The following is a 15,203-nucleotide window of genomic DNA, read 5'->3' on the forward strand; positions in this document are numbered from 1 at the left end:
GGCCGCGCCTCTAGTGAATGGCCGCGTACATGATCTTCTCCTCCGTCGCTTCCAGCGCGGAGAATTCCTCCACCACCTTGCCCTGGCGCGAGACCAGGATCCGGTCGGACAGCGCCATGATCTCGGGCAAATAGGATGAGATCACCACGACCGCCTTGCCCTCGTCGGCGAGCCTGTTGATCAGCTCGTGGATCTCGACGATGGCGCCGACGTCGACGCCGCGGGTCGGCTCGTCGAAGATGATCAGGTCGGGCTCCTGCACCAGCGATTTGGCGATCACGACCTTCTGCTGATTGCCGCCGGACAGCTCGACCACCTTGCCGTCGTCGCCGATGGCACGAACCCTGAGCTTCTCGATCCAGGTCTTGCCGACCGCATCGTTTTCCCGCCGCGACAGCATCATGCGGCCCCGTGGAAATTTCGACAGCAGGCCGAGATAGATGTTGCGCGCGATCGAGGACGTCTCGAAGAAACCCTCGACCTTTCGGTCCTCGGTGACATAGGCGATGCCGGCCTTGACCGCCGGTGCCGGCACCCGGTAGCGCACCGGCTGGTCGTGCAGCAGGATCTCGCCGCCGTGGAAGAAGTCGCGCTTGAGTACGCCCGCGACGATCTTGAAGGTCTCAGTGCGGCCCGCGCCGACGAGGCCGAACACGCCGGTGATCTGGCCCGCAAATACCGATAGAGAGTTGTTCTTCACCATCGGCGCCATCTTCAAATTCTGCACCGTGAGCACTCGCGCGCCCGCCGGCCGCACGCTGCTTTTCCGCGCGCCATAGAGCGTGTTGGAGAGGTCGCGTCCGACCATGGCCTGCACGATCGCGGCGCGATCGAACTTGGCGACATCGTCGGTCACGACATGCTTGCCGTCGCGCAGCACCGTGATGCGGTCGGCGAGCAGCAGCGCTTCTTCCAGGGCGTGCGAGATGAAGACGATCGAGACGCCGCGCTTCTTGAGATCGCGGACAAGGTCGAAGAAGTATTTCTTCTCTTCCGGCGTCAGCGATGCGGTCGGCTCGTCGAAGATGATGACCTTGGCGCGGTGCAGGACCGCGCGCGCGATCTCGACCATCTGCTTCTTGGCTGCGCCGAGGCCGCTGACGGTTGCGGTCGGCGTGACGTCGAAATTGAGCGATTGCAAAAACTGCTGCGCGGCGATGTAGATGCCGCGCAGGCGGTTGTAAAATTTCTCCTGCCCAAGAAACAGATTCTGCGCGACCGTCATGGTCGGCACCAGGCTGTTCTCCTGGAACACCATGGCGATGCCGAGATTGCGCGCCTCCAGCGGCGTCTTCGGTGCGACATCGGCGCCGTCGATCGTCATGGTCCCCGAGGTCAGCATCACCACGCCCGCCATCACCTTGGTCAGGGTTGACTTGCCCGCGCCATTCTCGCCGACCAGCGCGTGGATCTCGCCGCGGCGGAGCTCGAAGTCGACCCCGTCGATGGCCGGCACGCCGGCGTAGAGTTTTGTCGCCTTGCGCAGCGAGAGTGCGATGTCGCTCATGGGCGAAACTCCTCGGCAAGGCCAGCAAGGGGCAGTCGCAGGACCCGGCCGGGCCCCTTGGCGATCAGGACGAGATCGTCGCCCATCTCGATGGCCGCGACGATGCCGTGGTTGATGCCGTCGACCCTGCTATGCAGCGAGTAGAGCGGCTGGCCGTCCGCATCGAGACGGATGACGAGGCCATAGGAGCGCGGCGGCGCCCATGGCTTGATCACGCCCATGGTTTTGATGTGCGCGCCTTGCATCGGCTCCTTGAATGAACGTCCGGAGCGCAGGCGCGGCGCAACCCAATAGGCTGGATCGATCTCGGCCATCATGCGGCGCCGGTAACTGGGCTCGCGCAACACGAACTCGACGAGCTGGGTCCGTGCGGTGAAGGCGGTGAGCCAATAGCCGCCGCCCGAGGCCTTCGACAGCCGCGACGGATAGACGGGGAGGTGAGCGAGCACGACCTTTGGCGATGCGCCTGGCGAGATGAGAACGAGGCGATGGCGCCAGCTCTCGCTGACCAGCATGGCGTTGCCGTGAGCGCAGGCGCCGAAGGCATAGCCGAACCCCTGCGCCAATCGTGTCACGGCCTTGCTGCCGGGATCGAGCTTGAACACGCGGCCGGTCCGATTGAGCTCCAGGAGGTCACGTGCCCAATCGTCGATGCCGCATGTCGTCGAGCCGTCCGTTGCAATGAGCGTGTCGTCGTCCGCGAGCGCCAGCGCATTGACGGCGTTGAACGCGGCATCGGTGAACGTCACGCTCGGTTGCTCGGCCGAGGGGCTTGCGTACACACGCACCTCGCGTCCCTCGAGTGCGACGGCAAGGCCGCCGCCAGGAAGTGCACAGAGCGCCGATATCGGCTGCTCGAAACTGCGCACCTCCGATGCCGTGCCGCCGTTCAGGCACATCAGCCGCTGGCCGTCGGCGATGAAGAGGTTGCTTCCGTCGGTGGCGAGATCTTCCGGCGCCTCGCATGTCAGCAAGGTCTCGGCCGATTCCAGCTTCTGGTTGGGCTTCAATGCGCCGTCGAAGGACGGCACTGTGATGGTGGCGTCGCCGCGCCCAAGAAAGCGGTTGGCGAAGTCTCTGACCGCAGCGATCACGACTGCTTTCCCCACCGCTTGTCATACTGGACGAAATTCGGATCGGCATTGTCGAGCTTGTAGCGACCGATCCGGTTGTTGAGGATGCCGCCCAGATAGAGATAGCCGCGATGCTCGCGCATCGAGGTGATCATCGGATGGTTCTCGCCGTGCAGGTCCCAGAACGATTCGACGATCTTGCCCTGCTCGTTGAACTTGACCACGCAGCCGGTGTTGATGTTGGGGAACAGCCATTCGTCGACCGGCACGCGCTTGGCCATGCGACGGCGGAAGCCCGGCATCTTCCAGGCGAGGTCGAGCGAGGGGCTGCGCATGCCGACCAGCGCCAGCCAGTAATTGCCGTCGGAGGCGAGGTTGATGTTGTCGGGGTAACCCGGCAGATTGTCCATCACCACCTCGACCGCGCCCTTCTTGGGGCCCGCGAACCAATAACGCTTGATCGAGCAGCCAAACGTCTCGGCGAACAGGATCGACTGGCCGTCGCTGGCAACGCAGATGCCGTTGGGGAATTTGAGGCCGCGCAGCTCGGTGCGCGTGGTGCCGGTCTTGGTGTCGTAGGAGATGATGCGGCCGTTGCCGCGCGCTTCCAGGCCGTCGATCGGCCACTCGTCCATCTCGTAACGTACCGTTGCTTCGGAGAAGAAGATCAAGCCGTCGTCGGTGATGTCGAGGTCGTCGGCGAGCCGCAGGCGGCTATCGTCGTTGACCGAGCGCATGCTGCGGTTGGTCTCGTCGGTCGCCTTCTCCACGGAGCCGTCAGGCTTGATGCGATAGAGCCCCATGCCGCCGATACAGACATAGAGATTGTCCTCGCGGTCGAAGGCCATGCCGAGCGGTTGGCCGCCGATATGGGCGAACACCTCCATTGTCTGATAGTCGGGCGCGAGGAAGCGCATGATGTCGCCGTGGCGTGAGCCGGCATAGAGATTGTCGTGGCGATCGAGGATGACGTCTTCCGGCGCCTCGATGCGGCCGAGGCCGATCGCCTCGACGTTACGCAGCTTGTCGTTCTGCTCGAATGGTCCGCCTTGCCCGATTTCGGTCGGTGGCGGCGGTGGCAGTTCGTGATAGGTCGGCGCGACATAGACCTTGCTGATGATGCGGGTCCGGTTCTTCTGCCAGCGGATGTCGACCATCGCGGCGACGAGCAGGATGCCGGCGAGCGCCATACGGTTGACGCCGCCGCGCGCGTTCATGGTCGTGAGACCGTTGGTGATCAGGAGCACGATCAGCACCCCGACTGCAGATTTTGCGACCGAGCCCTTGCCGCCGCCGAGCGTGATGCCGCCGAGCACGGTCGCGGTTAGCACGATCACCTCCAGGCCGACGCCGATGTCACCGCCGACCGTGCCGAGCCGGGAGGCGAAGAACAGCGCGCCAATGCTGGTCAGCACACCGCTTGCGACGTAGCAGAGCGCGATCGTCCAGCGAACCGGAATGCCTGAATTATACGCCGAACGGCGTGAGCCGCCGATCGCGGTGATGTGCCAGCCCGGCCGCAGCCGCGTCATGAAGATGTGGCCGAAGATCGCGATGACGATATAGGCCAGTGCGACGGTCGGAATACCGAAGACAGAACCGGCGCCGATGAAGTCCCAGGACGGGATGTCGGGGAAGGCCGAGGCGATCGCGTTGGAGTAGCGCTGGATCAGAAGATCGTAGGCCGAGCGATAGATGATCAGCGTGATCAGCGTGGTGATGAAAGCGCGTAGCCGCAGATACCCGACCAGGATGCCGTTGACGGCGCCGAGCGTCGCGCCGCAGAGCAGCGTCGCGACCACCACCGCCGGAACCGGCCAGCCCAGCACGTCGAGCAGATAGAGCGCGCAGAAATCGGTCAATGCGAAGATCGAGCCGACGGAAAGATCGATGCCGCCGACGATGACGACCAGCGCAAGCCCAAGTGCGATAAAGCCGATCTCTCCGGCCTGGCGCGCGGTGTCGGCGAGGCTCGCCGGCGACAGGAAGTTGTCGATGGACCGGCTGAACGCGAAGCCGACGATCAGGAGAAGGATGACCGGGATGGCTGTCTCGGTCCATCGCTTGGACAGGATTTCACCAAGCAGATGATCCGGCCAGTAGCGGTAACGTAGGCTCGTCAGGGTGTCGCGCATCGGCATTCCAGCGGGGCGTGGACAATGGTGGGAGCGAAGTCCCCGAGACAGGCATGGCCTCGGGGACTTCGAGCGTCGGGGCGGACTATTTCTTGAGATCGCTGAGATTCCAGCAGGCCGTCTGGCTGTCGGCGTTCTCCTTGGTGATCGGGATCAGCGTGGTGTATTCCGAGCCCTTGATCGAGCCGGGCTTCGCGCCCGATGACAGCAGCCATTTGATCGTGCCGGCCATCTGCGCCGCCTGGGTCGGCACGTCGTAGCTCATGTTGAGATCGAACGCGCCGGACTTGACCAGCTCGCAAGCGCCCTTGCGCTCGCCGCCGCCTGAGGTCGCGAGAAACACCTTGCCGGTGAGGCCCGCTTCCTTGACCGCGGCTGCGGTGCCGATGTCCATGCCGTCCCAGAAGCCGACGATGCCGCAAAGGTCGGGATTCTGCTTCAGCACCGTTTGCGTGATCGCCTTGGCCTTGGCGGCGTCCCAATCGGCGGCCTGGCTCGACACCACCTTGATCTCGGGATGCTTGGCCAGGACGTTCTCGACGCCCTTGAGCGTATAGGCGCTCGCGGCGGCCGACAGCGCGCCCTGGATGATCGCGATCTTGTTCGACTTTCCCTCGCAGGCCTTGACCACGCCTTCGGTCTGGCGTTCGCCGATCTCGACCCAATTGGCGCCGACGAAGGCGGAGCTGCGATAGGCCGAGCCCATATTGATCTGGATGACGTAGATGCCTTCATTCTCGGCGCGCTGCAGCAGCTTGGCGTAGGTCTGCACGTCCGGATTATGCACCACCATCACCGCCGGCTTTTCGGAGATCAGCGACGTGACGGCTTGCGCGCCGGCATTGGTGTTCCAGTTGGCGTCGCGGATCACGAACTTGACGCCGAACGGCTCAAGCTCCTTTTTCAGTCCGGCATACCAGCCCTCGGTGAGGTCGAAGTTCATCGCCACCGGCACATAGGCCACGGTCTTGCCGGCGAGCGCTTCCTTGAATGGCTTCTGGAACGGCTCGTCCAGGCCCTGCTGGGCCTGAGCCGGTGCGGTCATTGCCGCGAGAGTCAGTGCGGCGAGCGCTGCCTTTGTCGGATTGCCAAGATGTTTCATTGCTTCCTCCTTGGTTATGGTTGTCGTTCTTGTCGGTCGTTCAGATGTCGCCCTGCTGTGCCGTTTCTTCGTTGCGCGGATTCAGGAAAGAGTCCGTGATGACGGCGAGCAGCAGGACCACGCCTTTAATGAGATTTTGCCCGGCGTAGGAGATGTCCATGATGGTCATGCCATTCAGCATGGTGCCGATCAGCAGCGTGCCGATGATGACGTTCAGCACGCCGCCACGCCCGCCTGAGAGCCCGATGCCGCCCAGCACGACGACCAGGATCACGTCGTAGATCAGCGTCGAGTTGAAGATGCGGGTCGGCATCGAATTGACGGAGGCCGCCAGCACGAGGCCGGCAAAGCAGCCGATCAGGGCGGTGATGACATATTGCAGGACAATGATCGGGCGGGAGGGAATACCGGTCACGCGCGCGGCGTAAGGGTTGTCCCCGATCGCATAGATGTAAGCGCCCCAGCGGGTCTGGCGCAGCAGGAATGCGACCACGATGCAGGCGACCGCGAACATCCAGATCGACGTCGGAATGCCGAGAACGGTGCCCTGTCCGAGACGTTCGAAGCCATTCATGCCCGGGCTCCATTGCACGACGTCGAGCTGGAATAGCGCGGCTTGTCCCAGCCCAGCGAGCAACAGACCCGTTGCCAGTGTCGCAAACAGCGAGGGCACCTCGGCATAGGCGATCAGCCAGCCATTGACGAGGCCGAAGGCGATCGTGAGCAGCACCGCGGTCAGCAGCGAGAACGGCAGCGAATGGTCGTTCTGTACCATCTGGAGCACGAGCCCCGGGGGCACGGCGAGGGCCGCGATCAGCGAGATGTCGATGCCGCGGCCGATCACGACGATTGCCATGGCGAGGCCGAGGATGCCGAGCACTGCCACGTTTTGGAGCAGCGTCAGCATATTGTCCGCGGTCAGGAAGCCGTTGAGGAAGATCGAGAACACGAGGAATAGCAGCGCGAAGACGGCGAAGACAATCTCCTGCTGGTTGAACCGAAAGCGCTTCATCCCCGTATTGCCTTTCTTCGACGTCGGCCTCTGTGGGTCAGTTATGACGATCGGGTCTCTGTGCGATAGGTCTGTGGGAGCGGTGTCGGGCCTTCCGTGAGTGCCCTCACCTGGGCCTGGTCGTTGGAGCCGATCGAGATGTGGACCAGCGTATTCAGTCTGGCGTCTTTGTCGACGAGAATGTCTGCCGCGACGTCCGGATCGAAGATCCGATCGATCTCGGTTCGGACTTTCTCCTGCACAGCGATGTCGCGAAGCGCGGGCTTGAAGATCTTGCCAACTGCGGTGACCGGGAGGGTCTCGAGCAGCACGATGCGCTTCGGCCGGTCGGGATGCAGCTGCGCCGTAGCTTCGAAGAGATCATGCAGATTGCGGGAAGAGATGGGCGAGTTGTAGGGCCGCCCTTCCAGCGCCTCGATGTCGGCGATGGTTTGGACCGGCTGGCTGAATCGCGTCGTGGTCAACGACGGCGCTCTCACGGCCACCGCCATCCAGGCGGCACGGCGGGTTGTGCAGCAGCTGATCTGTCCTGATGCAAGCGAACGCTTCCTGCCTATCTCATTGACCGATTCTTGTTCTTCATAGGCCACACGCCCGGACCCGGCTTGCTCCGGAGCGCAAAGCTTTTGCTTGTCCGCGCAAACCGGTCTTGCGTGTAGGCGGCGGCCATCCAAAATCTCGGCGCCGGACGAGCTTGTGCGATGCACAAACGACGTTCATTTTGGCTGCACGATGAGTAGGCTGACGGGCGTCTGCATTATCGCTTCCGGCTCACGGATGTACCGGTGTCCGAATGGGTTTTGGACCGCCCGCTTCCGCGCTGCAATTCCATCGTCGATCGGCTTGCCGAACATCTGCCCGCCAGGGCTCGGATCGATTTGACGCGGCAGATTGCGCCGACTACGCTTTGTGCAGATTCCCGGGGACGGAAATGTCGAACGATATCGCGGCCATCATCTCGAAAGCGCGCGAGCATTCCATCGGCGACCTTTTGCGCCGCTCGGCGGGCCGCGAGCCGACCAAGCTTGCGGTGAGCTGCGGCAGCATGAGCTGGACCTTTGCGGAGATGGATACGATCTGCAACCGGCTCGGCCGCGGCCTGCTGGGTCTCGGCGTGAGGAAGGGCGACCGCCTTGCCGTGCTCTCGCGCAACTCGCATGCCTTCGCCGCGCTGCGTTTCGCTGTGGCGCGGATCGGCGCCGTGCTGGTGCCGATCAACTTCATGCTCAATCCCGATGAGATCAATTTCATCCTGAAAAGCTCTGGCGCAAAACTGCTCGCGACTGGCCCCGATTTCGTTGAGCCGGCGCGCGCCGCAAGCGCGAAGGATTGCGCTGTCGAAAAGATGATCTGGCTGCCGGGCGAGGATTTCGCCACGGCGCCCGCTGGCATCGCCACCTTCGACGATCTGCTTCATGCCGACGGCTCGTTCCTCGAGGCGTCCGTCGACAGCCGCGATCTCGCGCAGATCGTCTACACCAGCGGTACAGAATCGCTCCCCAAGGGTGCGATGCTGAGCCATGAAGCGGTGATGTGGCAGTATGTCAGCTGCATCATCGACGGCGGCATGAGCGTAGACGACAAATTCCTGCACGCCCTGCCGCTGTATCATTGCGCGCAGCTCGACGTGTTCCTGGGACCGCAGATCTATCTCGGCGCCTCCGGCGTGATCACGGGCAAGCCGACCGCGGACAACATTCTGGCGTTGATCCAGGCGCACAACATCACCTCGTTCTTTGCGCCGCCGACGATCTGGATCGCCATGCTGCGCTCGCCGAATTTCGACAAGACCGATCTTTCGACGCTGCAGAAGGGCTATTACGGCGCCTCGATCATGCCGGTGGAGGTATTGCTCGAGCTTCAGCGTCGGCTGCCCGCCGTAAAATTCTGGAACTTCTACGGCCAGACCGAGATCGCGCCGCTCGCGACCGTGTTGCGGCCGGAGGATCAGCTGCGCAAGGCCGGATCGGCCGGCAAGCCCGTGCTCAATGTCGAGACGCGCGTGGTCAACCTGTCGATGGAAGACGTGAAGGTTGGCGAGGTCGGTGAGATCGTGCACCGCTCGCCGCATCTGCTCTCCGGTTATTACAACGATCCCGTGAAAACCGCGGCGGCGTTTGCCGGCGGCTGGTTTCACTCCGGCGATCTCGCCACTGTTGACGCCGAAGGCCACATCAGTGTGGTCGATCGCGTCAAGGACATGATCAAGACCGGTGGCGAGAATGTCGCCAGCCGCGAGGTCGAGGAGATGGTCTATCGCATCCCTGAAGTCTCCGAGGTCGCCGTCGTGGGCTTGCCCGATCCGCGCTGGATCGAGGCTGTGACTGCGATCGTCGTGGTCAAGACCGGCGCGAAGCTGGATGAAGATGCCGTCATCCGGCATTGCGCCGGCCAGATGGCGCATTTCAAGGTGCCGAAGCGCGTGATCTTCGTCGAGAGCCTGCCGAAGAATCCCAGCGGCAAGCTGCTCAAGCGCGAGTTGCGCCAGCGCTTCGTCGGCGGCGAGACGCTCGACAAGGCGATCCAGAAGAATTTTGCCACCTGAGGCGGAGCGGTCGTCATGAAAGCCTGGCAGGTCGCGCGCGACTGCAGCAGGGCGGGCACTTCGGCAAGATCGTGGTGGAGTTTTATTGAGGCGCGTTCGCCTCAATACTTCTTCACGTGCACGCCGAACGCCAGCCACAGTGCCATTGAGGCGAGGCCGAAGCCGCCGAGCAGCAGGAAGGTCGGACCGTAGCCGATCCATTGCGCGATCCAGCCGCCGAGTGCGGGGCTCAGGCTTGCGCCAATGCCCTGCACAGTGATGACAGCGCCCTGGCCGAGATTGATGCGGCCGGTGCCGTCGAGCGAGCGCGCGACCATGCCGGGGACGGCGACGGTCTGCAGTCCGGTGCCGATGCCGTCGAGCACCTGCATCGGCACGACGCCCCACCATCCCGTGACGAAGAAGGCGAGAACGCCGCGGATCGGTAGCACCATGAAGGAGACGAGGATCACCGGCCAGTAGTTGCGTTTCCCCGCGACTTGCATGCCGACCAGGGACGTCACGATCATCACGCCCTGGGCAATGACGACGATGGTTGCGACGAAGCTTGGACCATTCGCCTCGCCTGCGCTCACGGCGGCAAGGCCATAGAGCGGCACGATGGCGGCGTTGCCGAGATGGAAGATGGCCAATGCCAGCGCCAGCACCAGCAGCGGCTTGTGCTTGAAGAGAACGGAGAGACCGGCCGGCGGGTTCTTGCTCTCGTCTTCCTTGCTGCCGCGAGCCTGGCGATCATCGATGGCCTTGGCCGGAATCATCAGGACGCAAGCGACGGCGACGGCGCCGAAGACGGCAGCCAGCACGAACACCCAGACGTAGCCGAATTTGTATCCGAGATACCCCGACAGCGCCGCGCCGACCATGTTGCCCGCATGGTTGAAGGCCTGATTGCGCCCGTTCAGCGCATTGAAACCCTTTTGCTTGGCGATGCCGAGCGTGATCCCGGTGACCGCCGGCACGATCGCGGCGCTCGCCAGCGATTGCGCAACTTGCGAGAACGTGACCGCCCAGAAATTTTGCGAGATCAGGATGATGGCGGAGGCCAGCACCACGCAGATGCCGGGGATGACGACCCATAGCCGCTTGTTGCGGCTGGAATCGATGAAGCCGCCGATCGGCGTCGTGACCAGCATGCCCGCGACATTGCCGATCGTCAGCGCCGTGCCGATCAATCCGGTTGCCCAGCCGCGCTCTTGCAGGAACACCCCGACGAACGGCCCAATGCCCGACTGCATGTCGGCCATGAAGAAGTTGACGGCGTAGAGGGGCCAGAGACGGGGTGAGGAAGGGCGCGATGTCATCGAGACGCTGAACGTGATGCTGCCGATCGACTGTGATCTCGCGCAGGCGGGCATGGATGGCCATGTGTGCCGGGGCGGACATGAAAGTAACCTGTGCTGGCCGCGTTGGTTCCTCCGGACTTGCGATCGCTGGACCGCGATGTCATTTCATGTCTGCGACGGTCTCATTTCTGGATCACGGCCATGCCCCTCTGGACCTGCGAAACCTGCGGCGCGCAATTCCCGGACAGCGAAAAGCCGCCGACGTCCTGTCCGATCTGCGAGGACGAACGGCAATTCGTGAACTGGAAGGGACAAACCTTCCTCAGGCGCGAGGCGCTGGCGGAGCGTCATCGCGTGGTCTGGCGCGACGATCTCGGCCTGACCGGCATCGGGTCCGAGCCGAGCTTTGCGATCGGCCAGCGCGCCTTGCTGGTACCGCTGGCGGACGGTTGCGTGATGTGGGACTGCGTGCCGCTGGCAACGCCAGACGCGATCGCGCATGTCCGCTCGCTCGGCGGATTGAAGGCGATCGCGATCTCGCATCCGCATTTCTATGGTGCGTTTGCGGACTGGAGCGAGGCGTTCGGCGGTGTACCGGTCTATCTGCACGCCGACGATCGTCAGTGGGTGATGCGGCCGTATCCCGCGATCGTGCACTGGACCGGAGACAGCCATCGCATCTCCGACGATATTCTGCTGCTTCGCACCGGCGGTCATTTCGCAGGCGCCACCATGCTGCATCATGCGCGCGGCGCGGAGGGCAAGGGCGCGCTGCTGACCGGCGATATCGCGCAGGTGACGATGGATCGCCGCTTCCTCAGCTTCATGTACTCCTATCCGAACTACATGCCGCTCAACGCCGCCGCGGTGCGGCGGATCGCGGCGGCGGTCGAGCCGCTCGCCTTCGACCGCATCTACGGCGCCTGGTGGGGCCGCAATATCGCTTCCGGCGCCAGGGCCGCCTTCGCGGCATCGGTGGAGCGATACATCGCGGCGATCGCCTGACGATCGAAATCCCATTGCTTTCGCCAATTAACTGTACGATTGGTACAGTTATTAAGCGAGACGCAATGATGCGTATGCCGGTCCGGCACGTTCGATGCATGGGTGTTGCGGCGGGCGGGTTTTGCGGCCGCGTGAGCGGGAGTTGGACGCATGACCGGGCAGCGCGACCACCAGATCTTTGAAGCCGGCAACGTCGCGCTTCAATCCGGCGCCGTATTCCTTGCGATGAAGCTTGCCTACCAGACCTATGGCACGCTGAGCGCGGCCAAAGACAACCTCATCTTGAATCCGACCTCCTTCAGCGCCCAGCAGGTCGACACCGAGTGGCTGATCGGCTCCGACGGCGTGCTCGATCCCGCCCGCTATTTCATCGTCATCCCCTCAGGGCCGAGGTCGCAGCGCTTCTCAGCAAGTAATGTAGGCATCCGATCATGATTGACGCGACTGTTTCAGAGCCCGGCCATCGCCTGAAGCCACTGAGCCCGGCCATGCTGCGCGAATTGTCGGCGCGCTCGAACCTCAGGGGTGCGGCGCAAAGCCTCGGTCATTATGGCATGATCGTGCTGGTTGGCGTACTGATCTCGATGGTGTCGTCGCGCCATAGCGTGCTCTGGGCGCTGCCGCTGATGGCAGTGCAGGGCTATCTCGTCGCGTTCCTGTTCATGGCGGTGCATGAGACTGCGCACAAGACCGCGTTCAGAAGTCGTGGCTTCAACCTCGCGGTCGGTTATTTCTCGGCCTTCATCATGGGACTGCCCTATGAATATTACTGCCTGTTCCACTGGGACCATCATCGCTACACCCAGGATCCGGACAAGGACCCGGAACTGATCGTCGGCGTCAAGCCGACATCCGACACCCAGCTTGCGATTGCCTATAGCGGATTGCTTCAGGTTGCCGGCCGGCTCCGGCTGATGCTCGGCCATGCCGCCACCGGCAAAGTGGTCGTGCCTTGGATCCCCGAGAACAAGCGTGGCACCATCGTGACTGAGGCGCGTGCCTATGTCGCGCTCTACGCGTTGCTGCTCGCATTGTCGCTGTGGTTCTCGTCCGCACTGCTTCTGTGGATATGGATCGGGCCAGTGATCATCGGGCAATTCTTCCTGCGGCCCTATCTCTATGCCGAGCACACCGGTTGCGACCGTACCCGCAGCGCGTTCCAGAACACCCGCACCACCTATACCGGCGCCATCGTCAAATGGATTGCGTGGAACATGCCCTACCACGTCGAGCACCACGCCTATCCCTCGATCCCGTTTCACGCGCTGCCGAAGCTTAACGGAATCGTCGATGGGGAGATCGTCCATCGCGGACGCGGCTATATCAGAACGACGCGCGAGACCTGGGCGTGGTTTCGCCGGGATCGAAAGCGCGCTTAGCTCAACGCAAAACTCCGGCCGCAGCGCGACCGGAGCTTTGTCGTGACGGCACGATATCAGTAGATCCCGTAGGCGCAGACATTCACGACGCGAACGCGCATGCCGCGGCGGGTCTGGACGACGCGCTCCTGGTAGCAGTTGCTGACGCCGGTGTTGACGTAGAGACCACCATAACCGAAGCCCCAGCCGGGACCCCAGTGGTGGAAGCCGTGGGCCGACGCAGCGGTGGGCGCGAGGGCGGCAGCGCCGAGCGAACCGGCGGCGATCAGACCAAGAGCAAGCTTACGAAACATTCTTATTCTCCAGTGTGGCGCGAGGCCGTTGTTATGTCCCTGCTTCTCGGTCGAGGCGACACGCGAGTGCGTTCACGCGATGAGGCGAGAATCGTGTTTCGGGATTGTTTCGTCGGTTGCGGAGAGATGCGCCGTCGTCAGGCTTTCCGCGCCGCGCGATAGCGCGCGGCCATCGCCTGCGTCATCTCGGCCATCTTCTCGCGGAGATCGGCGGGCTCCAGCACCTCGACCTCGGACCCGAGCCGCAGCAATTCGGCTGCGGCATGCCATGATGTCTTCCCGGTCGGCACCCTTGCGATGCACCAGCCGTCGGCATCAGTCGTCTCTTCGATCTGGGTGCGCGCCTTGACGTAGGGCTGGCTCAGCGCATCGAGCAGCTTTACGCCGAATGGTGAGAGCCGTACGATCGCGACGTTCGGGTGCATCTCGGCCTCGAGCCGCAGCGTCGCATTCTGCCAGTAGGCGGCGAGATCGAAATCGGCGGGACGATCGAAGCGGTCGTCGAGCGCCGTGCAGTCGAGCACGCGCGCGATGCGATAGGTGCGCACGCTGCCGTCGACCTGGCCGGCGAGATACCAGTTGCCGCCCTTCAGCACGAGGCCGAGCGGAGCGACACGGCGCTGCTTCTCGGCGCGCCAGCTCTGATAGCGGATTTTGATGAGTGTCCCGCGCAGGGCCGCGCCGGCAATCGCGCGCAGATGCTTCGGCTCTTCCGGCTCGCCGAACCAGCCTGGCGCGTCCAGATGAAAACGCTCCTGCATCCGGCCGGCGTCTTCGCGCAAGTTTGCGGGCAGTGCCGCCATCAGCTTGTTCTGTGCGGCGATCATCGCGGCATCCAGCCCCAGCGCCGCCGCCGGGCCCGGCAATCCCGCCAGGAACAGCGCGCCCGCTTCGCTCTGCGACAGCCCGTTGAGGCGCACGCGATAGCCGTCGAGCAGGCGGTAGCCACCCTCCGCACCGCGGTCGGCATAGACGGGGACGCCGGATGCCGCGAGCGCGTCGATGTCGCGATAGATCGTGCGCACCGAGACCTCGCAGGCCTCTGCAAGTTCGGGCGCAGTGACCTGCCCCCTGGCCTGGAGGGTGGTGAGGATCGACAACATCCGGCTCGCGCGCATGATCCTTTAGACCATACCTGACACAGGATGTCAGGTATGGTCGGCTAGAGATGCACCCATCGCAAGCCGGCCCAAGGGAGCCCAAGGGAGATCCGCCATGACCGATCCGAACCGCATCACGCTGTATTATTCGCCGCAGAGCCGCGCCACCGGCACGCGGGTGCTGCTGGAGGAGCTCGGGGCGCCCTACGATCTCCACGTCCTCAACATGAAGGCCGGCGAGCAGCGGAGGCCGCCCTATCTCGCCATCAATCCGCTTGGCAAGGTGCCGGCGATCCGGCACGGCGAGGCGCTCGTGACCGAGCAGGTGGCCATTTACATCTATCTCGCCGACCTGTTTCCGCAGGCCGGCCTTGCGCCCGCGCTCAACGATCCGCTGCGAGGTCCCTATTTGCGCTGGACCGCCTACTACGGCTCCTCCTTCGAGCCCGCGCTGATCGACAAGTTCATGCAGCGCGAGCCTGCGCCGGTCACGCAGTCACCCTACGCGGATTACGACGCCATGCTGGGTGCGCTCGAGGCGCAGTTGTCAAAGGGACCATATCTGCTCGGCGAGCGGATGACGGCGGCCGATATTCTCTGGGGTGTTGCGTTCAGTTGGACGATGATGTTCGGTATCGTGCCGAAGAAGGACGTGTTTGTCCGCTATTCCGAGCGCATAACGTCGCGCCCTGCGTTCCAGCGGATAAATGCGACCGACGCCGAGATGGCGGCGCAGCATGCCGCGGCCGTCGGAGGATAGAGAAGCCGG

13 protein-coding genes and 1 pseudogene are annotated in these 15,203 nt (G+C 63.5%); 5 read left to right on the forward strand and 9 right to left on the reverse strand.

Going from position 1 to position 15,203, the window contains the following annotated elements; all coding sequences use genetic code 11:
• Window positions 1-10: 10 nt before the first annotated feature.
• The 6 genes from ABIC09_RS22255 to ABIC09_RS22280 all read right to left on the reverse strand — a co-directional run bounded on the left by ABIC09_RS22255 (window position 11) and on the right by ABIC09_RS22280 (window position 7,419).
• Window positions 11-1,507: a sugar ABC transporter ATP-binding protein gene (locus tag ABIC09_RS22255; RefSeq protein ID WP_354110549.1), complete on the reverse strand. Its 1,497-nt coding sequence runs from the start codon at window positions 1,505-1,507 to the stop codon at window positions 11-13.
• A complete protein-coding gene (locus ABIC09_RS22260; RefSeq protein ID WP_354110550.1) occupies window positions 1,504-2,601 on the reverse strand; it encodes an SMP-30/gluconolactonase/LRE family protein in 1,098 nt (365 codons plus the stop codon). The genes ABIC09_RS22255 and ABIC09_RS22260 overlap by 4 nt, the downstream gene beginning before the upstream one ends.
• The gene (locus ABIC09_RS22265) at window positions 2,598-4,721 is read right to left on the reverse strand and encodes an ABC transporter permease (protein ID WP_354110551.1); all 2,124 of its coding nucleotides are present in this window, start codon (window positions 4,719-4,721) and stop codon (window positions 2,598-2,600) included. The genes ABIC09_RS22260 and ABIC09_RS22265 overlap by 4 nt, the downstream gene beginning before the upstream one ends.
• A 79-nt stretch (window positions 4,722-4,800) precedes the next feature.
• Window positions 4,801-5,817 carry a sugar ABC transporter substrate-binding protein gene (locus tag ABIC09_RS22270; RefSeq protein ID WP_148749759.1) on the reverse strand — a complete coding sequence of 339 codons (1,017 nt, stop codon included), beginning with the start codon at window positions 5,815-5,817 and terminating at the stop codon, window positions 4,801-4,803.
• 40 nt (window positions 5,818-5,857) lie between these two features.
• The gene (locus tag ABIC09_RS22275) at window positions 5,858-6,829 is read right to left on the reverse strand and encodes an ABC transporter permease (protein ID WP_354084130.1); all 972 of its coding nucleotides are present in this window, start codon (window positions 6,827-6,829) and stop codon (window positions 5,858-5,860) included.
• 41 nt (window positions 6,830-6,870) lie between these two features.
• Complete coding sequence (locus tag ABIC09_RS22280) at window positions 6,871-7,419, reverse strand: hypothetical protein (RefSeq protein ID WP_354110552.1); 549 nt, start codon at window positions 7,417-7,419, stop codon at window positions 6,871-6,873.
• Window positions 7,420-7,760: 341 nt separating this feature from the next.
• On the opposite strand from ABIC09_RS22280, the gene ABIC09_RS22285 reads away from it, so the two are divergent.
• Window positions 7,761-9,374: an acyl-CoA synthetase gene (locus ABIC09_RS22285; RefSeq protein ID WP_354110553.1), complete on the forward strand. Its 1,614-nt coding sequence runs from the start codon at window positions 7,761-7,763 to the stop codon at window positions 9,372-9,374.
• A gap of 101 nt (window positions 9,375-9,475) precedes the next feature.
• Here ABIC09_RS22285 and ABIC09_RS22290 read toward each other — a convergent pair whose 3' ends face one another.
• Window positions 9,476-10,675 (reverse strand): MFS transporter, encoded by a 1,200-nt coding sequence (locus tag ABIC09_RS22290; RefSeq protein WP_148749762.1) that lies wholly within the window; start codon window positions 10,673-10,675, stop codon window positions 9,476-9,478.
• Between the two features lie 183 nt (window positions 10,676-10,858).
• Between ABIC09_RS22290 and ABIC09_RS22295 the strand changes: the two genes are divergently transcribed.
• The 3 genes and pseudogenes from ABIC09_RS22295 to ABIC09_RS22305 all read left to right on the forward strand — a co-directional run bounded on the left by ABIC09_RS22295 (window position 10,859) and on the right by ABIC09_RS22305 (window position 13,041).
• On the forward strand, window positions 10,859-11,662 hold the full coding sequence (locus ABIC09_RS22295; RefSeq protein WP_354110554.1) for an MBL fold metallo-hydrolase: 804 nt from the start codon (window positions 10,859-10,861) through the stop codon (window positions 11,660-11,662).
• Window positions 11,663-11,812: 150 nt separating this feature from the next.
• Window positions 11,813-12,046: pseudogene (locus ABIC09_RS22300) on the forward strand (hypothetical protein); the annotation flags it as partial.
• Window positions 12,047-12,093: 47 nt separating this feature from the next.
• A complete protein-coding gene (locus tag ABIC09_RS22305) occupies window positions 12,094-13,041 on the forward strand; it encodes a fatty acid desaturase (RefSeq protein WP_354110555.1) in 948 nt (315 codons plus the stop codon).
• 56 nt (window positions 13,042-13,097) lie between these two features.
• Here ABIC09_RS22305 and ABIC09_RS22310 read toward each other — a convergent pair whose 3' ends face one another.
• Both ABIC09_RS22310 and ABIC09_RS22315 read right to left on the reverse strand, forming a co-directional pair.
• Entirely contained in the window at window positions 13,098-13,334 is a 237-nt protein-coding gene (locus tag ABIC09_RS22310) for a hypothetical protein (RefSeq protein WP_148749765.1), read from the reverse strand.
• Between the two features lie 137 nt (window positions 13,335-13,471).
• Window positions 13,472-14,452, reverse strand: coding sequence for a helix-turn-helix transcriptional regulator (locus ABIC09_RS22315; protein ID WP_148749766.1), 981 nt, complete (start codon window positions 14,450-14,452; stop codon window positions 13,472-13,474).
• Window positions 14,453-14,549: 97 nt separating this feature from the next.
• On the opposite strand from ABIC09_RS22315, the gene ABIC09_RS22320 reads away from it, so the two are divergent.
• Window positions 14,550-15,194, forward strand: a complete 645-nt coding sequence (locus tag ABIC09_RS22320; protein ID WP_354110556.1) for a glutathione S-transferase family protein — start codon at window positions 14,550-14,552, stop codon at window positions 15,192-15,194.
• The last annotated feature ends 9 nt before the right edge of the window (window positions 15,195-15,203 follow it).

The organism is Bradyrhizobium sp. S3.12.5 (assembly GCF_040548225.1).
Lineage (GTDB): Bacteria > Pseudomonadota > Alphaproteobacteria > Rhizobiales > Xanthobacteraceae > Bradyrhizobium > Bradyrhizobium cytisi.